Source organism: Streptomyces sp. NPDC052109, assembly GCF_040680195.1.
Taxonomy (GTDB): Bacteria; Actinomycetota; Actinomycetes; order Streptomycetales; family Streptomycetaceae; genus Streptomyces.
In genome coordinates, this window is the sequence record NZ_JBFAWF010000016.1 from 26105 (window position 1) to 44421 (window position 18317).

Consider the following 18317-nt stretch of genomic DNA (forward strand, 5'->3'; position numbering starts at 1 on the left):
AGCCGATGGACAGGGTCGGCGACGGCCTCGACGCCGCGCTGCAGAAGGCGTTCACGCGCCCGGTGCCCAAGGGCGCGGGCGCGCAGATGCGCTACCTGGTCAAGCGGCTCAAGGGCACCAGGCCGGTGGCCGAACTGCTCGGCATCACCCAGCGCACCGTCGAACGGTACGTGAAGGATCAGATCAAGAGGCCCCGGCCCGACCTTGCGCGGCGCATGGAGCGTGAGGTCGGGAAGCGGTGGCAGCCCCGGATCCGGGCCAGGGCCAAGCGGGCGGCGGCCACGACCGGCGGCATCGTCATCGACACCCGTGCCCGGTTCGGCTACACCGCCGCTCCGGGCACCACCGACGACGCCCGGTTGCGTCACCTCACCGTGGCTCTGCCCCCGCGGTACGCCGCCCGCCTCTTCGAGGTCAGGGACGCCGGCGGCAGCGAGCAGCAACTGCGGGAGATCGCCGCCGAAGGCCTGCAGGAGATCTACTTCAAGGACCGCGGCCGCCGCGCCGAGGGCCTGCTGGTGGAGTTCACCGACCTGGACCACCTCGAGTTCGATCTCTGATCCCGCTGGGCGGGCGCCGACGCCGGATCACCGGGTGCGGTGGGCGCGGTAGTCCAGCCCCGGACGGGTGCCGAGTGACGCCGTGTGCTGTTCGGCGACGGCGCCGGCGGCAGACGTGGGGAGATCGGCCTGGCGCGCGTGGTGATGACGCAGCATCTGCCTGGGCAGGGCAGATGCGGCCGTGGTCATGATTTCCCAGAACCGCGACCGACTGACGACGGCAGTGCCTCTTCCAGAGGCCTGTCGCGGCTGCGGGGGGCCGGCGCGCAGGCGACCACTCGATGTGCCGGTCCATCGGATCAGACACCGCCGAACAACGACCTCCGGTGCGTACCAGCGGGCCTGGACCGAAGTGAAGGACGCGTACGGGCCGAGCAGCACGGCCCCTGAGCAGGACACCTCGTCGAAGATGCCCGACACCTGGCACTGAACCTTGGACAGCACGGTGGCGTACGCCCGCGCTGGGGACCAGCAGACTGCATTGCGCCCCGCTTGCCGGCGATCGAGGAGGGGGACACCGCGGGGGGACAGCCGCGGTTCAGGAGGTGCCGGTGGCGCCTGTCTCGGGGGCCGCCCCGGGCCCTGTGGGCGCTTCGGACTTCGCGGCTCGGTCGGCTTCCCGGGTCACGCCGGAGTCCGGAACTCCCTCGGTTTCCGGGGCCGGGCCGGACTCCGGGCCCGGCAGATAGCTCGCCAGGCCGCGCAGGATGATCTCCAGGCCGATGTCGAACCTGTCGTCCGAGGAGTCGGTCACCATGAGCCCGGACAGGGCCCGCAGGTGGGGGAAGTCCTGCGCCGGCAGGGACGCGAAGTAGTTCTGCATCTCGTCGGCCATCTCGTGCCAGTCGGGACGGGCCGGCGAGGCGGTGCCACCGCTCTGCTGAGCGGCCCGGTCCCGCCAGATGCCCTCCTCCAGGACGAACCCGTCGATGTAGGTGGAGATGAGGTCACCGGCCTCCGCCGCGATACGGTCGGGTAGCCCGGCGGTACGGAAGATGGCGAGCAACGCCTCGACATGCGGCAGCAGTTCGGCGGTGAAGGGGACGTGCCCCATGGAGATCCTGGCCATGTCCCGGTGGGACAGCAGCCGCCGGCGCCCGGCACGGGCGAAGTCCCGCAGCTGTTCCTGCCAGTGCTCCGGGTCGGGTGCGGGTAGCGCGTAGCCGTCGAAGAGCCGCGTGTACATGAGCTCCAGGAGGTCGTCCTTGGAGCTGACGTGGGCGTAGAGGGCGGAGACCGCGACCCCCAGCTCGGCCGCCACCTGACGCATCGAAAGGCCGTCGAGCCCGTGCCGGTCCAGCACGGTGAGGGCGGCCTCGACGACCCGCTCACGCGACAGCGGCGCGCGTGGGGGCGCGGTGTGGGCGCGAGCGGGGCGCTCGCGCTCCCACGGGGACGGCGGAGGGGGTGCGGGGGTGCCGGCGGCCGCGTCGCTCATGCGGACCAGTCTAGGGACCCGGAGAACAGTGTTCTGCCCAGGGCTCGGGGTCCCGCGATTCAGACGCGATATATCTTGTCCAAGCCGAGCGAAGGCGCTATATCTTAATGAACGCCGTTCTCTTGGTGAGCACTGTTCTGCTACGGTGAACACCGTTCTCCCAAGTGTCCGGTCGCCTGTCTTTCTGGGCCGTACCAGCAAGCCGGGCAGTTTTCGTCAGCCGTCCCACCGCGCCCGCGGCTCACCCAACGCGAGGAGTTTCCGATGTCCACCACCGGTGTCGCGTCCGCCGAGACGCCCACCGACTCGCCAGCGCCCTACCGGTGGCGCTGGGCTGCACTTTTCGTGATCCTCACGGCCGAGGTGATGGATCTCCTCGACGCCGTCGTCACGAACATCGCCGGTCCCTCCATGCGGGCCGACCTCGGCGGCGGCGCCTCCACCCTCCAGTGGCTCGCCGCCGCGTACACGCTCTCGATGGCCGTCGGGCTGGTCACCGGCGGCCGGCTCGGGGACATCCATGGGCGCCGCCGGATGTTCCTGGTGGGAGCCGCCGGCTTCACCCTGGGCTCGCTGCTGTGCGCGCTCTCCGTGTCGCCCGAGATGCTGATCGCCGCACGCGTCGTCCAGGGCCTGTTCGGCGCGGTGATGCTGCCGCAGGGCCTCGGCATGATCAAGGAGATGTTCCCGCCGAAGGAGTCGCAGAAGGCCTTCGGCATGTTCGGCCCGATCATGGGGCTGTCCGCGGTGTGCGGTCCGATCCTGGCGGGCTGGCTCGTGGACGCCGACTACTTCGGCACCGGATGGCGGATGATCTTCCTGATCAACCTGCCGCTGGGTGCCGCGGCCTTCCTCGGGGCCCTGCGCTACCTGCCCAGGGGTCGGTCCGGCGAGAGGCCGCGCCTCGACATACCCGGCATGGTCCTGGTCTCGCTGGCCGCGCTGCTCATCATCTTCCCACTGGTCCAGGGCCGTGAGTACGACTGGCCCGGCTGGACGTTCGCGATGATGGCCGCGTCGGTGGCCGTCTTCGTCGCCTTCGCCATCTACGAGTCGCGCCGCAGCAAGGCCGGCCGCGACCCGCTGGTCGTCCCCAGCCTCTTCCGCAAGCGCGGGTTCAGCGGAGGCATGGCGCTCGGGCTGGTCTTCTTCTCGACCATGCAGGGCTTCATGCTGGTCTTCAACCTCTACACCCAGATCGGCCTCGGCTACTCGCCGCTGAAGGCCGGTCTGGTGATGGTGCCGTGGTCGGGCGGCATGATCGTCGGATTCGGTGTCGCTCAGGCTGTGGCCCGGTTCGGCCGGGCCGTGCTGCAGGCGGGCACAGTGGTCATGGCGCTCGGCGTCTTCGGCGTGTGGCTGACCCTCGACACGGTGGGCAGCGGTGTCGGCCCCTGGCAGCTCGTGCCGGCCCTGCTCGTCACCGGCATCGGGATGGGCCTGCTCATGGCACCCTTCTTCGACATCGTGCTCGCCAGCGTCGAGCAGCACGAGACGGGCTCGGCGTCCGGAACGATGACCGCGATGCAGCAGCTCGGCGGCGCCTTCGGTGTGGCCCTCCTCGGCACCGTGTTCTTCGGCCTCCTGGGCGGCGGTATCGCCACCGCCGTCGACCACCACTCGGCCGGTCTGCGCGGTCAGCTCAGCGCCGCGCACGTGACGCCGGCAGCCCGGGACCGTGTCGTGGCGGACCTGCGGCGGTGCGCCTCGGACCGCGCCGTCGCCAAGGATCCTGCCGCCACCCCGGCATCCTGCGCCCGCCTGGAGAAGGACACCCGGTCCGCCGTGACGTCGCCGCAGGCCGGCGCCCAGATCCCCGGCGCGCTGGAGACCACCGCGAAGTCGGCCTTCCGCAGCGGTTTCGGCTCCGTGATGAGGACGGTGCTGTGGATCGTCGACGGCATGCTCGTCCTGACGTTCCTGCTCTCCTTCCTCCTGCCGCGCCACGCCCGCCCCGAGGGCTCCGCCGGTCACTGACGCCGGCAGCCTCGGCGCAACGAGCGGCCGTGCAGCCACCGCTGGGTGGCTGCCCGGCCGACCCGCGCCCCCGGCGCCCCGGCCGAGCAAGCCGCAGGAGGTCCGCGCGTCCGCGCCCCGGACGGCACCCCGTAACGCCGCCGGGACGCCCACACCCCATACGGCCACGGGCGGAAAAGCCACCGGCCAGAGGGAGTTGTGCCGGTGTGCGGCCGGCCGCACACCCTCGGCCCGTCGGTCCAGCAGCCGCACCCGTGCCCAGCGCCTCAGCCCGACCTGGGACGTCACCGGCTGGTGGCACGCGCACGCGGACACGGGTCGCCGCAAGGGCGAAACAGGGCAGGCCAGTTGGCGTGGCCCGCAGGAAGCCGGTTCCGGACGTGACGTCACCCGCTCCTGATTCCGGTCGACCCGCACCTGAGGTGTCCACGGAAGCCGTCGGCGCCGGGTGGCGTGGGGGGCATCGGCTCCCCGGGGAGCTGTCGAGCCCTTCCGCCGGCTCCCACCCGTCGGTCGATCCGGTCGGCCCGCCGAACGGCGCTCCCCGCCTCGGCCACCGCTGAACCCTGGTGTTGTCCCGCCGGTCCCGCGCGCCCCGGGCACCCCGTGCGGAACAGACGACTGTGTCCGGATTGACCGTCTCACGCACGCCCGCCCCCCAAGATACTCAGAGCCTGCACATCCCATCCCTTGTCACCTTCGGAGGTCGACCATGCCCCAGAGCAGTGTGCAGGCCCACGCGGTGCTCGACGCCTGGCTGACGGGCGCCGAGAGCGCGTTCGGCCAGGTGAACCCCGCCGGCCCGCTCTACGTCGGCGGCTCCGCCGCCGAGGCCGCGCTCACCGATCCCAGCGACTCGCTCTACGGCTTCTGTTCCAGCCCGAGCGGGTCCCACGGCAGCTGGTGCTGCTGATCGCCCTGACGGCCTGACCCCTGCGCCCCCCTGGGCGTGAGAGGCCGGCTCAAGGACCGGGGCGCGGGGAACGGGTCTGTGTTCCCCGCCCCCTGGGGCAGCGTGCAGCACGGCCGAGTGCGACGACGAGAGGAACCGAGGGTGAGCGGAACGGCACCGCACAAGCAGCAGGACAAGGACGAGTCGCTATGGTTCACCCAACCCGTGCGCCGCATCGCCCGCCCGTGGCGGGACGAACTGGCCCTGCGGCTGGCCGCCGTGGAGGGGCTGGACCGGGCAGAGCGGGACGTGGTGGTGGAGGCCGGACACGACGCCCTGCTGACGTCCCTGCACGCCAAGCTGTCCCGGCTCTTCCTCATAGAACTGCACGCGCTGCGCCTCACCGCAGGCGGCGGCGCCGCCGAGCCCGGGGCCGACACGGAGACCTGGGCGGCGTTCATCGAGGAGTCCGACCAGGACGGTTACCTCGACCGGCTGGCACACCGGTACCCGGGCCTCGGGCCCCGGATCGCGGCTGTCGCGCGGCTGTGGGTGACGGCCACGGCCGGATTCGCGGAACGGCTCGCGGCGGACCGCGCGCTGCTGCGGCCCCTGTTGGGAGGACCCGTGGGTGCCGTGCGCGCGCTCTCGTTCGGCGCGGGCGACAGCCATCGCGGCGGACTCACGGTCACCCGGGTCGACCTCGACGGCGGCACCGTCATGTACAAACCCCGGCCGTCCGAGACGGATGTGGCGCTCGGTGCACTGCTGGAGGAGTTGTTCGCGTCCCTCCCCGACGCCCCGGCGCCGCACGAGCGCATCCGGGTGCCGCGGACGCTCGCGTGTGCCGGCTACGGATGGGCCGAATTCGTCCGCCACCGCTACTGCGCCGACGACGCCGAACTCGCCACCTTCTACCGCAATGTCGGCCATTGGCTCGCCGTGCTGCGCTTCACCGGCGGAACCGACATGCACGCCGAGAACATGATTGCTGCCGGCCCGGCGCCGGTGATCGTGGACGCCGAGACGCTCTTCGACGCCCCCGCGCCCTTCCCGCCCAGCGGCCGCGGCGACGCGGTGGACGTGGCCGCGGCCGCCATCCGCCGCACGGTGCTGCGGACCGGGCTGCTCCCCGTGCGCGGCACCGGCTTCGCCCTCGGCGGGGTGGACATCTCCGGCGTAGGTTCGCTGCCCGGCCAACAGCCGCTCGTCCCCAACCCGGTGATCGCGGACGCCGGGACCGCGGCCGCCCGCTTCCAGGTCGACCTCGTGGCGATGCCCGTCGCGGGCAACCATCCCAGCCCGACCCCGGTGCTCAGCATGTACTGGGACCGCGTCCTCGACGGATTCCGCGAGATGACCGCACACCTGCGCCGGCCGGGAACGGATCCGTACGCGCTGCTGCGCCGCTTCCGAGGAGCCTGGGCACGCCGCATCCTGCGGCCCACGCAGGCGTACGTCGACATCGGCCGGATGCTGTGGCATCCGGCGTCCCTGCACGACGAGGCGGCGGCCGTCGAGCGCGCGAGGGACATCCTGCGGCGCAACGCCGAAGTCCTGCCGGGAGCACCGGCGGACCGAGCGGCCATCGACGGTGAGACAGCCGACCTGCTGGCCGGTGATGTGCCCATGTTCGGTTTCACCGTGGACGAGGCCGCGATCCGGAACACGGTCGAGGACTGGCGCACCGCTGACCTGGCACTGGAGGAGTCGGTCATCCAGGACGCGCTGGTGGGCGCCTACCTCAACGAGCGTACGCTGCCCGCGCGGGTGCAGGCCGCGGCCCGTGATCCGCATGCCCGCGACCGGGAGCGGCGCCGCCGTGCGCTGGCGGCCGAGATGGTACGGCGGCTGGCCGAGGGGGCGGTGCGTGGGGACGACGGTACGGTCACGTGGATCAGCCCGGTGTTCACCCCCGCCGGCTGGTCCATCCGCGTACTCCCCGCCGACCTCTACACCGGTCAGGGCGGCGTCGTGCTCGCTCTCGCCGAGTACCTGAGCGAGGAGCGGGCCGGACGCGCGGACGCGGTTCCCGGTGTCGCGGACCTCTTCGAAGGGGCGTTGCGGGTGCTCGTCGGCACCGAGGACCTGACCCCGACGCCGTCTTCCGGGGCGTTCAGCGGGGCGGCGTCGCAGGTGTGGACCTGGATGGCGCTGCACCGGGTGACGGGGCGGGAGTGGATGCTGGAACGGGCCGCGGAACGCGCCGCGCTGCTCGCACCGGGCGCCCGGCTCGTCGAGGACGACATCGAGGTGGATCTGCTGAACGGCGCGGCCGGTGCGGTCGTACCCCTGCTGAACCTCGCGGGCGCGACCGGACAGGACCGTTGGCTGGATGCCGCCGCGCACATCGGGCGCCGGCTCGCCGGGCAGGCCACACTGGACGGAAGCGGTGCACGCTGGACCACCCGCCTCAACCCCGAGGGCATCGGCGGTTTCGCCCATGGGGCCACCGGCATCGGCTGGGCGCTGGCCCGGCTCGCTCTCGGCGAGGCCGGATCCGCGGCCGAGCGGCGCGGCTGGGGCGACCTGGCTCGACGGGCTTTCGCCTATCAGGAGTCGCTCTACCAGCCGGAGGCGGGCAACTGGCTCGACGCCCGCGTCGGCGCCGAGGAGGACTTCTTCACCAGCTGGTGCCACGGCAGCGCGGGAATAGGCGTCGGCATGCTCGACCTCCACCGGCGGGCCGGCGACCCCGCCCACCTCGACATGGCACAGCGGGCCGCGCACGCCTGCACCGCGGAGGGGTTCGGCTGGAGCCACACCCTCTGCCACGGCGACCTCGGCCTCTGGCAGTTCCTGACCTCCCTGGGCTTCGGAACCCCTTCCGACCTGGACGGCGAGATCCTCACCGGTCTGGAACAACGCGGCCCGGTCGGCGGTCTGGCCCGCGAAGCGTTCTCCCCGAGCCTGATGTCGGGCCTCTCCGGAGTGCTGCACACCCTGCTGCGCATGCACCACGAGGCAGACCTGCCCGATCCCCTCGTCCTCGACTAGGACGCGTGTCGGGTCGTGATCAGTGGGCGGGTTCTCCCCTCGTGGTGATCTTCGATGCGGTAGATCGTCTTGCGTGACGCGTACGCAGCTGACTGATGTGGAGTGGGAGTTCAGGGCGGCCGCGTACCAGGGCGGCCGCGGTCGCCGGGGACAAGGCGTACTCGTCCCGCGGCAACCGCGCCCACCTGCGCAGGCGCGGCATCGAGGCCGCCATCCCGGACACACGGGACCAGGCCGCCGGGATCGCGGTTGTGGGCTCTGAGCGGCGGTTGCATCCCGGATCTCGGGATTTCGGTGGCCCCCTGCCGCCCGGTAGCAGGGGTTGTGCGCCCCCGCCGCGGTGTCGGCCCGCGGGTCAGCTGAGGGCGCGGCGACACAGCAGGGCGGGCGCCGATGATGACGGCGACGCGGACGCAGTGGAGGCGGTCCCAGCGGTTCATCTGCAGCTTCCAGTCGTCGGGCCGTAGGTCAGGCGCCCACGTCTTGCCCCGGTTGTTGATCGGGACGAGCAGCAGGATCGACATGATTACGCTGCGGATCAGCAGCGCGCCGGCGGTGGCGCCGAGGCCGGGATCAACTGGTCGCTGGAGCGCCCGTGAGGGGCCCGGCCGGGGCCGGGCCGCCTTGGACCGATGGCGTCAGGCGGGCTGCGGGGCGGCCGTCGCCGGAGCGGTCGCGACCTTGCGGGTCTCGCGCATCATCAGCAGGCCGTTGACCACCATCAGCGTCGCGGTCAAGCCGTGGACGCCGAGCGCGGTGGCCGCGGAGCCGTGGTGGGCCAGCACGGTGGTCATGTCGCCGTACGCGGCGAGGGCCTCCACCAGCAGCACCCAGCCCAGCGCCCGGCGGTGGCCTGTCACCAGCAGGATGCCCAGGACCAGGGCCAAGACGACGTCGCGGATTCCCTTGATGATCAGGAAGCCGCCGCCGTCGCCGGACGGCCAGCTCGGCAGGCCGAAGCCCGGCGCCGTCCTCTCCGGGCTCAGGATGAACTCCAGCCCGAACCAGAGGATGAAGAGGATGAAGGCGGCGGCCAGGAAGGTGTTGATCTTCTTCAGCGTCATGTTTTCGTCTCCTTGCGAGTCTTCGCGAGCTTGGTGGAGCTTGATGGAGCTCGGGGAGCCGTGTAGGGCCCTGACCAGGCCGCGCGTACGCGGCTGATGTGGCGGGCGTAGCGGGTGCGGCGGATGTGGCCGGCGTAGTGGGGGCGGCGCATGATGTGCCAGATGCCGCTACCGGAGCGGGAAGGGCGAACAGGGGCGTGACGCGCTCGATCGGGACGACTTCCACATCGACTTCGACCGGCAGGCGGTCACCTGCTCCCGGCGCCGGGTCAGCCGCGAATGGCGCGGCCCCCACCCGACCTCCTCGCCCCACCGCGGCACCCCTGATGGTGGTCCGGTTCACCAAGGATCGGTGCCGGCCCTGCCCGGACCGCCCCTGGTGCACCGGCTCCCGGCGAGAGAGCCCGGAACGTGGGGTTTCCCCCGCGCGAACGCGACCTGCAAGTCCCCTTCCGCATCGAGCAACTGACGCCCGAGTGGAAGGCCGGCCACGCGGTCCGCTCCCGAGTGGAGGGCACCATCGACGAGTTCGCCCGCGGACACGGCGCGCGTCGCTGCCGCTACCGCGGGCAGCCGATGGCCCCTCCGCAACGCGTGTTCACGGCCATCGCTGCGAACATCGAACGCTCAGCAACCTGCCACCGACCGAGGACATCCCCTCGCCTCGACCGCCGACCGCTGTCCAGACGGTCCTGGACCAGCAGGGAATCCCCCGGTCGAAGTCCTGGCGCGCCCTCGGCAGCCGACCTCGCCGTACAGCGTGCCGTGCCCCCGTCGGTTGTCCGGGCAGCAGTGTCAGGTCGACCGGTGACGTCACCGGAGCGTCCGCGCACAGCACCGCGGCGGCCGCGACCACGAACGCGATCCCGCCATCAGCGAAGCCTTGATCCGCTGGGCCGCCATCGGCCTCACGACCCGGCCCCGCCCGGGGTGAGGATTTCCATGAGATGTCCGTTGGGGTCGTGGAAGTAGGTGCCCCTGCGGCCTTCGGTGCGGTTGCCGTGATAGATCTGCCCGATCTCTTGGCATGCGGGATCGCCGTAGTGGGTGATTCCAATGTGCTGGATGCGGGCGAGGGCGGCGTCGAACTCCTGCTCGCTGACCATGAAGGCGTAGTGGTGCGGCTCAAAGTCGTCCACCTGGTCGTAGTCCAGGCTGACCTGGTTGGCCAGCGTGACCGGCGTGAAGTGCGCCACCGGCGGATCGACGCTCAGGCCGAGGATTTCGGCCAGGAAGTGCGCCGGACGACGAAGGTGTTCGCCAGGACGACGGGCCCGGTCTCCTCCTCGAACTGCGCGAACATCGGCGTGTGCGGATCGAGACTCTGCAGCTTGGCCATCTTCGGTACTTCCTCTCGCGATAAGTCACATGGTGATGTCGGCCTGGAGTGCGGGGGGCCTGCTTGACGATCTCGTGCGCGATGCCGCCCGTCGCACCCAAAACCGAGAGCTTCATGGCGCCCTCTCCAGGTGTCCCCGCGGGTGGGTGAGTACTCACTCACCCACATCACCCTTAGGGTGAGTGAACACTCACCCTCGCGTCAAGAGTGATGGGAGCCCGCATGGGAATCGCGACCACCGAGCAGATCGCGAAAGCGGCGGGCGGGCTGCTGGGAAGCAGCGCTCTGCGCGTACTTCACCGACGAGGTAGAGCTCTCCGTGACGGTGCTCAACGAGCGCCTCCCGAAGCTGGGTTCGCTTCCGGATCGCCTACTGAAGGAGCGCGTGGGGAACACCGATCGTACGGTCGAGGAGAACCTCACGGACATCGCCGAAGTGGCGCTGTTCACCGAGGTGTTCCGGGCGGTCCCGCACGGGCTGGCGACCCCGCCCCGGGCAGGACGGCTGCCGCCGGAGGACACCGAGCCGAGGTCGGAGCTGCTGCTGGACCGGCTCGCCATGGTCTGACACACCATCCGGCGGGCACGCAGCCCTAGATGATCGATTCCAGGGGATCGGCTGCGCGCATGAGGCGAGGGAGCCCAAAGTGCGGTTGTGACGCCAGACTTGGACTCCCTCGCCAGCGCACTGTACGTGAAAACCGATGACGTACTGAAGGCATCGCCGCATCTCGCGCCGTGGCGACCGGCTGTCGGGATCACCCCCAAACTCACCGACGCGGAGCTGGTCACCCTTGCGGTGATGCAGGCCATGCTCGGGTTCACCGCCGAGGCGAAGTGGCTCCGCCACGCCCGCGCTCACCTGCGGCATCTGTTCCCGTACCGGCCCCAGCAGCCCGGCTGCAACAAGCGCCTGCGCAAGGCCGTCGAGTTGCTCCGCCGGATCACTCGGCTGCTGGCCACGGACACATCCGTGTGGAGCGACGACGTATGGATCGTGGACTCCACGCCCGTGGAATGCGGCCGCTCCCGCGAGACCGTTAAACGCTCCGAGCTGGCCCGATGGGCCGAGTACGGCTACTGCGCCAGCCACAGCCGCTTCTTTGGGGGCCTGCGGCTGCACCTGGTGTGCACGCTCCGGGGACTGCCGTCGCCTTCGCCCTGACCGGAGCGAAGGCCGACGAGCGCGAGACGCTGCTGGACCTGCTCGACGCCGAACCGGAACTCCTCGTCACCCGGCCCGGACAGACCTTGATCGGCGACAAGAACTACTTCGGCCGCGACTTCGAGCACCAGCTGGCCGGGCACGGCATCCGGCTGCTGCGGCCAACCCGCAAGGGCGAACCGGAGCGGCCCGGAGCCGAGCTGTTCAAACCACTGCGGCAGGTCATCGAGTCGGCAACGAGACCTTCAAGGGCCAGCTCGATCTCGAACAGCACCAAGGCCGCACACCTGCCGGGGTCGTCGCCCGCGTCATGCAGCGCATCCTCACACTGACCACCGTCATCTGGCACAACGACCGCAGCGGACAGCCCGTCCTGCGCTCACTGACCGCCTACGACCACTCACCCTTGGGACCGATCATGAGTTGGACGGTGCCAGGGTGCGCATGACATCGAACTCGTTGCCCTCGGGATCGGCCATGACCACCCAGCTCCGGCCGGGGCCCTGGCCCACGTCCACCTTGCCTGCGCCGAGGCCGAGCAGCCTGGCCACCTCGTCGTCGGTACTGCCGTCGATCGGGCTGACGTCGAGGTGGAGCCGGTTCTTCACAGTCTTGCCCTCGGGCACCCGGATGAACACCAGAGTGGGCGGCATCTGGCGGGCCCGGACCTCCTCGACGGTCGGCTCCCAGGAGCCGATCTCGACCTTGCCCTCGCTCCGGTCGATCACCTTGAAACCCAGGACAGCGCTCCAGAAAGCCGCGAGCCGCTCCGGATCATGGCAGTCGACAACCAACTCAGTGAATCTACTGGTCATTATGCCCCCAGACAGTGCGGACGGGAGCTCAGCCTATGGGGCCGCGCCGCCCTCCGGTCCGGAATCGCTACGACCACCAACCCTTGGAATCGATCACCTAGACGAGTGGTTCCGAAGTGTCGAAAGATCGAGGTGGGTTGTCGTATCCGCCCGCTACGTTGAGCGCATGTCCTACATAGAGAGCAAGATGGAGCGCATCAGGCCGCAGCAGTTCCACTAGACCGTCGGTGTGGAGGACTGGCGAGTCGTGGGCGAGGGGGCCTGTGCGTGCTTCCGCACCGGGTCGTTCGCGGTCGGCGCCCAGTTCGTGCAGGTGATCAGTGAGGTAGCGGGAATTGAGGACGGTCACCTCGGCGTCGACGTGAGGCAGGAGGCCGTGATCGTACAGCTGATCACGGTCACGGACGACTGCTACGGGCTGACCGAACGGCACGTCGATATGGCCCGGCAGATCTCGGCGGCGGCCCGCACACTGGGCATACCGGCCGATCCGTCCGCCGTGCAGACCGTCCAGGTCACCATGGACGCCCTCGCAGGTCCCGACGTGGTGGCGTTCTGGCGTGCCCTGCTCGGCTATCAGGCCCGCGCGAACAGCAGCGAGGACCTGATAGATCCGCGCCGCCGCGGCGCACCTTTCTACTTTCAGCAGATGGACGCACCGCGTCCGCAGCGCAACCGGTCCACGTTGACGTGTGGGTGCCGTACGACCGGGCCGAGGCCCGGATAGCCGCAGCTCGCGGCTGGCGGACGCCTGGTGAACGACGCCGACACGTCGTCGAACTGGGTTCTGGCCGACCCCGAGAGGAACGAGGCGTGTGTCGGCGTGGCCGGCCCGCCCATGTCGGTCATCGACCAACCGTGAATTCCTTGCCTCCAGGTCGCCAGTCGAGCACGAGGCATGGTTCCGTAACGGTCAGTGGTCGAGTGCGGTCAGCGACCGTAGATCACGCGCGGATCACGGTCCGCAGCGGGCGTGATCCGTGAACTGCGCGGTAAGGACGTCTCGTTCGACGTCGACGGCACGTTGATCGACGCGGTGAGTAACCGGCGCCGGGTCTGGGGAACCTGGGCGCAGCGGTACGGCCTCGATCAAGCCGGCCCGCACGCAGGCATACCGAGGGCAGGCGTTTGGTCAAGCGGAAGACGGTGCTGCTCTGGTCACCGCAGCAGGCGGCTTGATCTGCCGAACTGGAGAATCGCCAGGCCGAGTCCTCTTGCTGCGGATGGCTCGCTCAGGAGAATCTTTGACGTATACAGATCCCCAAGCCCGCGCCAATGCCGAGGAAAGCGGCACTCCGCACGCTGCGGAGGAAGTCGTCGCCGAGTGGCACGCGTTGGCGGGGACGCTATGCCGAGAGCTGCAAATCGCGGGTCTTCCGGCCTACGTGGAGCACCCCAAAGCCCCGACCGACAGGAAGGCCGGCGCGTGCGTTTCCGCCGACACCATGGACGGTCCAGCGGCGTCTACGAAAGATGGAGCGCCGGTGAACCGCTGACCGAGGCTGCCCTCGGATTCATGGAGGCGAACCGGGCCCGATCTCCGGGACCCGGCGATCGAGCCCGACGAACCTTTCAACGCGCCAGTTCGGGGCAGATCACGTCGTCCACGTCCATAGGAGACGCCCGGGCAGGCCCGACGACCCTTGTTGACCTTCACCTTGGGTGAGGCCACAGCATCAGTGGGGCCGGGTGAAGCGCTCGGCATGAGGAGGAGCGAGCATGGGGTTACTGACCATCGGGGCGTTCGCGAAGGCGTCCCGGCTGTCGCCGAAGGCGCTGCGTCTCTATGACGAGCTCGGCCTGCTGACTCCGGCACGTGTAGACCCGGTGACCGGCTACCGCCTCTACGCGCCGGAGCAAGTGGACCAGGCACGACTGGTCGCCTGGCTCCGACGCTTGGGAATGCCGTTGGCCCGCATCCGGCAGGTCTGCGCGCTGGATGCAGGCGCGGCGGCCCAGGAGGTCCGGGCGTTCTGGGCCCAGGTCGAGGCCGACACCGCCGCACGGCGGGACCTGGCCACCTTCCTCATCGACCACCTGTCACGGAAGGACCCCGCCATGTCGCCGACCGCCAAGTCCCTGGGAATCCGTTACGCCGCTCTGTCCGACACAGGTCTCGTCCGCGAGAGCAACCAGGACACCGCCTACGCTGGATACCGGCTGTTGGCCGTCGCCGACGGCTGCGGCAGCCAAGGAGCGCTTGCCGGCGCAGCCGCCATCGAGGCGCTCAAGCACCTTGAAACCGGCAGCATCTCGGCCGGCAATCTCCTCAACCTCCTCGAAGACGCCATCGAAGAGGCCAAGCAGGCCGTGCACGACGTCGCCGGGAGCGGCTCGTCGCCCGAAGACACCGGCACGACACTCACCGCGCTGCTCTGGACCGGATCACAGCTGGCCCTCGTCCACATCGGCGACTCCCGCGTCTACCTCCTGCGTGACGGAGAACTGTTCCAGATCACCCACGACCACACCTTGGTCCAGTCGATGATCGACGAAGGACGTCTCAGCCCGGAAGAAGCTGCCTCCCATCCTCAGCGGTCGCTGCTGGTCCGGGCGCTGGGCCAAGGGGCCGACACCACTCCCGACATGCGCCTCCACGACGCCCAGGCGGAAGACCGGTACCTGCTCTGCTCCGACGGCCTGTCGACCGTCGTGCCGGCCCAAGACATCCACCAAGTGCTCTCCCACATCAGCGAACCCGAGCAGGCCGTCCGCGACCTCGTCGCCCTCGCCAACGGCTTCGGCGGCCCCGACAACGTCAGCTGTGTGGTCGCCGACGTCATAGAGCTCCAGCAGTAGGAGCGGGCGGCATGCACTTCGGCTTGCACGAGATCCGCTCGTAGGAACGCATCCGCGAAGTTGACGAGGACCGGCTCGCCGGACAAGTCACGAGAGCCAAGCCGGCCTCCCGGCGCAGGGCAGCCAGAACATCGCGCCCGGCCCTTCGGCGCCTGGCGGCCTGGCTCCGCGGGTCAACATCACGCTGACTGTGGTTGAACGGGGCGCCGCCCTCCAACCTGTCCCGCTCAACCTCAGACAGCTCGAAGATGGCGCTGATCGCCACGTTGATGGCCGCGGTGAGAGCCTCGGCCGGCTCACCGTTCTCTGGAACGAGCAGTACGGTCGTGGCCGCGCACGTCAGGTTTTCCGCCCAGCGCTTGACCAGCCACAGTCCGATCGCCTCGATGCCTTCGAGTACCGCGTAGGTGCCGAGGACGAGCCCGACCGCCCGCAAGGACGATGAGCGGGCGGCGAAAGCCTTGTCGAGGTCGCCCAGCGGTCCTCGCCCGGATCTTCCGGTGGGCCCGGCGACGCAGTCCCGGTCCCGGTGATCTGCCCGCCGTACCAGTAGCCAGGCGTCGCAGCGCCGACACCGGTGCAGGCGAGGTCCGTCCCCGAAGTCTCTGACCAGGACTCCGTCCTCGGGACGCACCCGGGCCGCGTTCGTGCCGTCGTATCGCCCTGCCGTCATGGGCGTCCGCGCAGCCCACATGGCCGTCACTCACCCTGCCTCTTGTCGGCAGCACGGCCCGCCGCTCAGCCTCGAGTGGGCGTGGCACATCACTCCATGCAGGGCGGGTAAACGGGCTTCGCGCGCGTCAATCACGCATCTGGAAGGACCAGCCCATGAGTATGTCGGACAAAGCCGCCAACACGGGCGACCAGATCATGGGCAAGGCGAAAGGGCGGGTCGGCAAGGCAGTCGGCAACGAGCGTCTCGAAACGGAGGGCGGGGCCTGACCGGATCTGAGGGGACGTCAAACTGGTCGGCGAAGAGACCAAGGACGCCGAACGGGGCATCCTCGACGAGGATTGAGTTCCCCGAGCGGCATCCGGACGACGGCGTACGGCAGGTAGCCGGACATCCGGCCGCCGCTCTGTGGACGCCGGCCTTCGACGCACCGCATCCGGCGGTGGACGCCGGATGCGACGGGAGCGCGGGTCGGTGTCGGCGACTGCTGGAGGAGGGCGTGGACAGTGGGTAGCGAGAGGATCCGCGCCATGCACGAGGCCGGCAACCGGATGGGCCGGTGGTGGGCTGCGCTGCGCCGGACACCCGTGGCGATCTGGAACGACGACGTAACCGACTGGGCCGCCGCTTTGACCTACTACGCGGTCCTGGCCCTGTTTCCCGTGATGCTGGTGCTTCTCTCGGTGCTGGGGCTCACCATGCCCACGGCGAAACCGGAAGTGATCGACCGGCTCACCCGCGTGGTGCCCGCCGCATCCCGAGGTTTGCTGCGCGGCGCCCTGCAGCAGATGGCCGGCCAGTCCTCGGCAGCCTGGCTGCTGGTCTTCTTCGGCGCGGCAGGGGCCCTGTGGTCGGGTTCCAGCTATCTGAGTGTCTTTCGCCGGGCCCTGCACGCCATGTACCACGTCAGCTCGCACCGGCCGGTGTGGCGGACGGCCCCACGCATCATCGTCACCGCCATCGTGCTGATCACCCTGCTCCTGACCACGACGCTCGCTCTGCTGCTGAGCGGCAGCCTGTTGCGACGACTGGGCCGAGCACTGGAGATGGGCAGCCTTCCCCAGGCCGCATGGGACACCTTGCGCTGGCCTGTTCTGGCAGTGGTGGCCATCGCCCTGGTCCTGGTGCTCTACCGCTCCGGTCCCGCACCGTCGCGTCCGCTGCGCAAGATGGCGCCGGGTGGCGGCCTGGCGATCGTGCTCCTGCTGTCGACCTCCCTCGGTTTCACCGTCTATGCCTCTCATGTGAGCACCTACCACCGCCTGTACGGCTCCCTGGCCGGGGTCGTGGTCTTCCTCATCTGGCTGTGGCTGTCCAACCTGGCACTCCTGGCAGGTGCCCAGTTCAACGTCGAGCTCGCGCGGCAGGCCGTCGACGCTCGTGCGCGCGGACCTCGACAACCCTGATGGCCGGCGCCGGCCGGCCTGAGGCGCGCGTGAGCCTGGGGCGGGGCGAGCGGGAGCGAAGATCGGTGTGTGACGCGGACCGGTCGGCCCTACGGCTCGGTTCGTCGAGGCGTGGCCCCGTTGTCCCTGGTGGGCGCCGCCTTCTGACGCCGTCGGATCGACTGAGCGAAGAGTGCGCCGTCGCCGGCCCTCAGGGCTGCTGCCAGCGCTGTCCGGAGGCGGACCAACCGGTCATAGGCGAAACCGCCCTTGGGGGACCACAACCGTATCGTCGTCGGTCGGCTCTCCCCTCCTAGGTGCCGTGCTCGCCGCGCGGCCCGGCGCCGGAGCCTCACGCTCCGTCCCGTCATCGAACGGCACACATCAGACCGGCAGAACCCTCCGCCGCGGTGTTCGCGGCCGCAGTGCCGGTCGGTGCCGTCTCAGGTCCCTCGTTTCCAGCACGGGCTGGGCACCACGCGCCCACATGTCGCGGCCGCGCACCGAAACCCTGGTCTGCGGGGGCGTGGCGACGCCACTTCGACATTTCCATACGACGTATGGTAATACTGGACGAGCGGTTCCATACAGCGTATGGAAGTACTCGTTCGAACCAGGTCAGGTGCCACACATCGCCTGACAGAACCGCCGTCGGCGCAGATCGCGCCCTCGGGAAGGAAAGATCATGAAGAAGCTCACGAAGCGCATCGCCCTCACTGTTTCCTCCGTCGCGGTCGCGGGTGTCGCCGTCCTCGGCGCCGGGGGCACGGCATCGGCGACGCCCCTTGCGTCCGCGCACGTCCAGCGGCTGACGGACAGGGTTGAGGCCGCTGACTACAGCTGGGACCACGGTGTCGGCTACCTGCTCGAGCGTGGCTACTCCTGCGACGAGATCCGCGGCTGGCACCCGGACCACCACGGCACCGATTCGACCCGTCACGACTGCGATGGCCTCTTCTACCGTGATGGTCACTTCTACCGCTGGGAGGGCGAGGGACACGGCTGGAGGTCCGACAGGTCTTACCGGCACGACGGCAGCCGCTGCGAGCACGTCAGCCGGGGCGTGGGCCACCGCGACCCGAGCCGCGACGACCGGTGAGACGAGTAGAGCGCGAGGCCGTGAGCCGCGGCCCGTTCCCCACGATCCGATCCGTGCCGACGGCAGGGACGCGCCGGGCGGTCGAGGGTCGGCGTCCCCGACCGCCGGCTGAGT

General features: G+C 70.0%; 16 protein-coding genes and 4 pseudogenes. 12 read left to right on the forward strand and 8 right to left on the reverse strand.

Annotated features, from left to right (window positions below; all coding sequences use genetic code 11):
• Positions 1-5 precede the first annotated feature (5 nt).
• Positions 6-560, forward strand: a complete 555-nt coding sequence (locus tag AB0L59_RS27935; protein WP_365588871.1) for an XRE family transcriptional regulator — start codon at positions 6-8, stop codon at positions 558-560.
• Positions 561-587: 27 nt separating this feature from the next.
• On the opposite strand, the gene AB0L59_RS27940 is transcribed toward AB0L59_RS27935, so the two are convergent.
• Positions 588-749, reverse strand: a complete 162-nt coding sequence (locus AB0L59_RS27940; RefSeq protein WP_365588874.1) for a hypothetical protein — start codon at positions 747-749, stop codon at positions 588-590.
• Between the two features lie 349 nt (positions 750-1098).
• Entirely contained in the window at positions 1099-1998 is a 900-nt protein-coding gene (locus AB0L59_RS27945; RefSeq protein ID WP_365588876.1) for a TetR/AcrR family transcriptional regulator C-terminal domain-containing protein, read from the reverse strand.
• Between the two features lie 264 nt (positions 1999-2262).
• Here AB0L59_RS27945 and AB0L59_RS27950 point away from each other — a divergent pair, with 264 nt between their 5' ends.
• The 4 genes and pseudogenes from AB0L59_RS27950 to AB0L59_RS27965 form a co-directional block, all read left to right on the forward strand.
• Positions 2263-3975 carry an MFS transporter gene (locus AB0L59_RS27950; RefSeq protein ID WP_365588878.1) on the forward strand — a complete coding sequence of 571 codons (1713 nt, stop codon included), beginning with the start codon at positions 2263-2265 and terminating at the stop codon, positions 3973-3975.
• 712 nt (positions 3976-4687) lie between these two features.
• Entirely contained in the window at positions 4688-4888 is a 201-nt protein-coding gene (locus tag AB0L59_RS27955; RefSeq protein WP_365588881.1) for a DUF6229 family protein, read from the forward strand.
• 141 nt (positions 4889-5029) lie between these two features.
• Positions 5030-7864, forward strand: a complete 2835-nt coding sequence (locus AB0L59_RS27960; RefSeq protein ID WP_365588884.1) for a type 2 lanthipeptide synthetase LanM family protein — start codon at positions 5030-5032, stop codon at positions 7862-7864.
• 110 nt (positions 7865-7974) lie between these two features.
• Positions 7975-8103 (forward strand): annotated as a pseudogene (locus tag AB0L59_RS27965) (IS5/IS1182 family transposase); the annotation flags it as partial.
• A 147-nt stretch (positions 8104-8250) separates the two neighbouring features.
• On the opposite strand, the pseudogene AB0L59_RS27970 reads toward AB0L59_RS27965, so the two are convergent.
• Together AB0L59_RS27970 and AB0L59_RS27975 are read right to left on the reverse strand one after the other, a co-directional pair.
• Positions 8251-8433, reverse strand: a pseudogene (locus AB0L59_RS27970) (DUF1772 domain-containing protein); the annotation flags it as partial.
• A gap of 69 nt (positions 8434-8502) precedes the next feature.
• A complete protein-coding gene (locus tag AB0L59_RS27975) occupies positions 8503-8928 on the reverse strand; it encodes a DUF4267 domain-containing protein (protein WP_365588886.1) in 426 nt (141 codons plus the stop codon).
• A gap of 411 nt (positions 8929-9339) precedes the next feature.
• Between AB0L59_RS27975 and AB0L59_RS27980 the strand changes: the two genes are divergently transcribed.
• Positions 9340-9900 carry a transposase gene (locus AB0L59_RS27980; protein WP_365588889.1) on the forward strand — a complete coding sequence of 187 codons (561 nt, stop codon included), beginning with the start codon at positions 9340-9342 and terminating at the stop codon, positions 9898-9900.
• Here AB0L59_RS27980 and AB0L59_RS27985 read toward each other — a convergent pair.
• Positions 9837-10124, reverse strand: a complete 288-nt coding sequence (locus AB0L59_RS27985) for a VOC family protein (protein WP_365588891.1) — start codon at positions 10122-10124, stop codon at positions 9837-9839. The genes AB0L59_RS27980 and AB0L59_RS27985 overlap by 64 nt on opposite strands.
• A gap of 14 nt (positions 10125-10138) precedes the next feature.
• Positions 10139-10267 carry a hypothetical protein gene (locus AB0L59_RS27990; protein ID WP_365588894.1) on the reverse strand — a complete coding sequence of 43 codons (129 nt, stop codon included), beginning with the start codon at positions 10265-10267 and terminating at the stop codon, positions 10139-10141.
• Positions 10268-10709: 442 nt separating this feature from the next.
• On the opposite strand from AB0L59_RS27990, the pseudogene AB0L59_RS27995 reads away from it, so the two are divergent.
• Together AB0L59_RS27995 and AB0L59_RS28000 are read left to right on the forward strand one after the other, a co-directional pair.
• Positions 10710-10835, forward strand: a pseudogene (locus AB0L59_RS27995) (TetR family transcriptional regulator); the annotation flags it as partial.
• Positions 10836-10922: 87 nt separating this feature from the next.
• Positions 10923-11880, forward strand: a pseudogene (locus AB0L59_RS28000) (IS982 family transposase).
• Here the strand turns inward: AB0L59_RS28000 and AB0L59_RS28005 are convergent.
• Positions 11849-12247, reverse strand: a complete 399-nt coding sequence (locus AB0L59_RS28005) for a VOC family protein (RefSeq protein WP_365588897.1) — start codon at positions 12245-12247, stop codon at positions 11849-11851. The pseudogene AB0L59_RS28000 and the gene AB0L59_RS28005 sit on opposite strands and share 32 nt — an antisense overlap.
• A 229-nt stretch (positions 12248-12476) precedes the next feature.
• Here AB0L59_RS28005 and AB0L59_RS28010 point away from each other — a divergent pair, with 229 nt between their 5' ends.
• Both AB0L59_RS28010 and AB0L59_RS28015 read left to right on the forward strand, forming a co-directional pair.
• On the forward strand, positions 12477-12974 hold the full coding sequence (locus AB0L59_RS28010; RefSeq protein ID WP_365588900.1) for a hypothetical protein: 498 nt from the start codon (positions 12477-12479) through the stop codon (positions 12972-12974).
• 992 nt (positions 12975-13966) lie between these two features.
• Complete coding sequence (locus AB0L59_RS28015) at positions 13967-15046, forward strand: MerR family transcriptional regulator (protein ID WP_365588903.1); 1080 nt, start codon at positions 13967-13969, stop codon at positions 15044-15046.
• Here the strand turns inward: AB0L59_RS28015 and AB0L59_RS28020 are convergent.
• Positions 15027-15740, reverse strand: coding sequence for a DUF2127 domain-containing protein (locus AB0L59_RS28020; protein WP_365589206.1), 714 nt, complete (start codon positions 15738-15740; stop codon positions 15027-15029). The two genes, AB0L59_RS28015 and AB0L59_RS28020, sit on opposite strands and share 20 nt — an antisense overlap.
• Positions 15741-16225: 485 nt before the next feature.
• On the opposite strand from AB0L59_RS28020, the gene AB0L59_RS28025 reads away from it, so the two are divergent.
• Both AB0L59_RS28025 and AB0L59_RS28030 read left to right on the forward strand, forming a co-directional pair.
• Positions 16226-17125: a YihY/virulence factor BrkB family protein gene (locus tag AB0L59_RS28025; protein ID WP_365588906.1), complete on the forward strand. Its 900-nt coding sequence runs from the start codon at positions 16226-16228 to the stop codon at positions 17123-17125.
• Positions 17126-17789: 664 nt separating this feature from the next.
• Positions 17790-18203 (forward strand): hypothetical protein, encoded by a 414-nt coding sequence (locus AB0L59_RS28030; protein ID WP_365588907.1) that lies wholly within the window; start codon positions 17790-17792, stop codon positions 18201-18203.
• Positions 18204-18317 lie beyond the last annotated feature (114 nt).

What these genes read in the sequence shown, in the direction of transcription:
- AB0L59_RS27935 (WP_365588871.1), top strand. Translation starts at nt 6, where the DNA reads ATGGACAGGGTCGGCGACGGCCTCGACGCCGCGCTGCAGAAGGCGTTC.
- AB0L59_RS27990 (WP_365588894.1), bottom strand. Translation starts at nt 10,267, where the DNA reads ATGGCCAAGCTGCAGAGTCTCGATCCGCACACGCCGATGTTCGCGCAG.
- AB0L59_RS27975 (WP_365588886.1), bottom strand. Translation starts at nt 8,928, where the DNA reads ATGACGCTGAAGAAGATCAACACCTTCCTGGCCGCCGCCTTCATCCTC.
- AB0L59_RS27940 (WP_365588874.1), bottom strand. Translation starts at nt 749, where the DNA reads ATGACCACGGCCGCATCTGCCCTGCCCAGGCAGATGCTGCGTCATCAC.
- AB0L59_RS27950 (WP_365588878.1), top strand. Translation starts at nt 2,263, where the DNA reads ATGTCCACCACCGGTGTCGCGTCCGCCGAGACGCCCACCGACTCGCCA.
- AB0L59_RS28020 (WP_365589206.1), bottom strand. Translation starts at nt 15,740, where the DNA reads ATGTGGGCTGCGCGGACGCCCATGACGGCAGGGCGATACGACGGCACG.
- AB0L59_RS27945 (WP_365588876.1), bottom strand. Translation starts at nt 1,998, where the DNA reads ATGAGCGACGCGGCCGCCGGCACCCCCGCACCCCCTCCGCCGTCCCCG.
- AB0L59_RS28005 (WP_365588897.1), bottom strand. Translation starts at nt 12,247, where the DNA reads ATGACCAGTAGATTCACTGAGTTGGTTGTCGACTGCCATGATCCGGAG.
- AB0L59_RS28030 (WP_365588907.1), top strand. Translation starts at nt 17,790, where the DNA reads ATGAAGAAGCTCACGAAGCGCATCGCCCTCACTGTTTCCTCCGTCGCG.
- AB0L59_RS28015 (WP_365588903.1), top strand. Translation starts at nt 13,967, where the DNA reads ATGGGGTTACTGACCATCGGGGCGTTCGCGAAGGCGTCCCGGCTGTCG.
- AB0L59_RS27955 (WP_365588881.1), top strand. Translation starts at nt 4,688, where the DNA reads ATGCCCCAGAGCAGTGTGCAGGCCCACGCGGTGCTCGACGCCTGGCTG.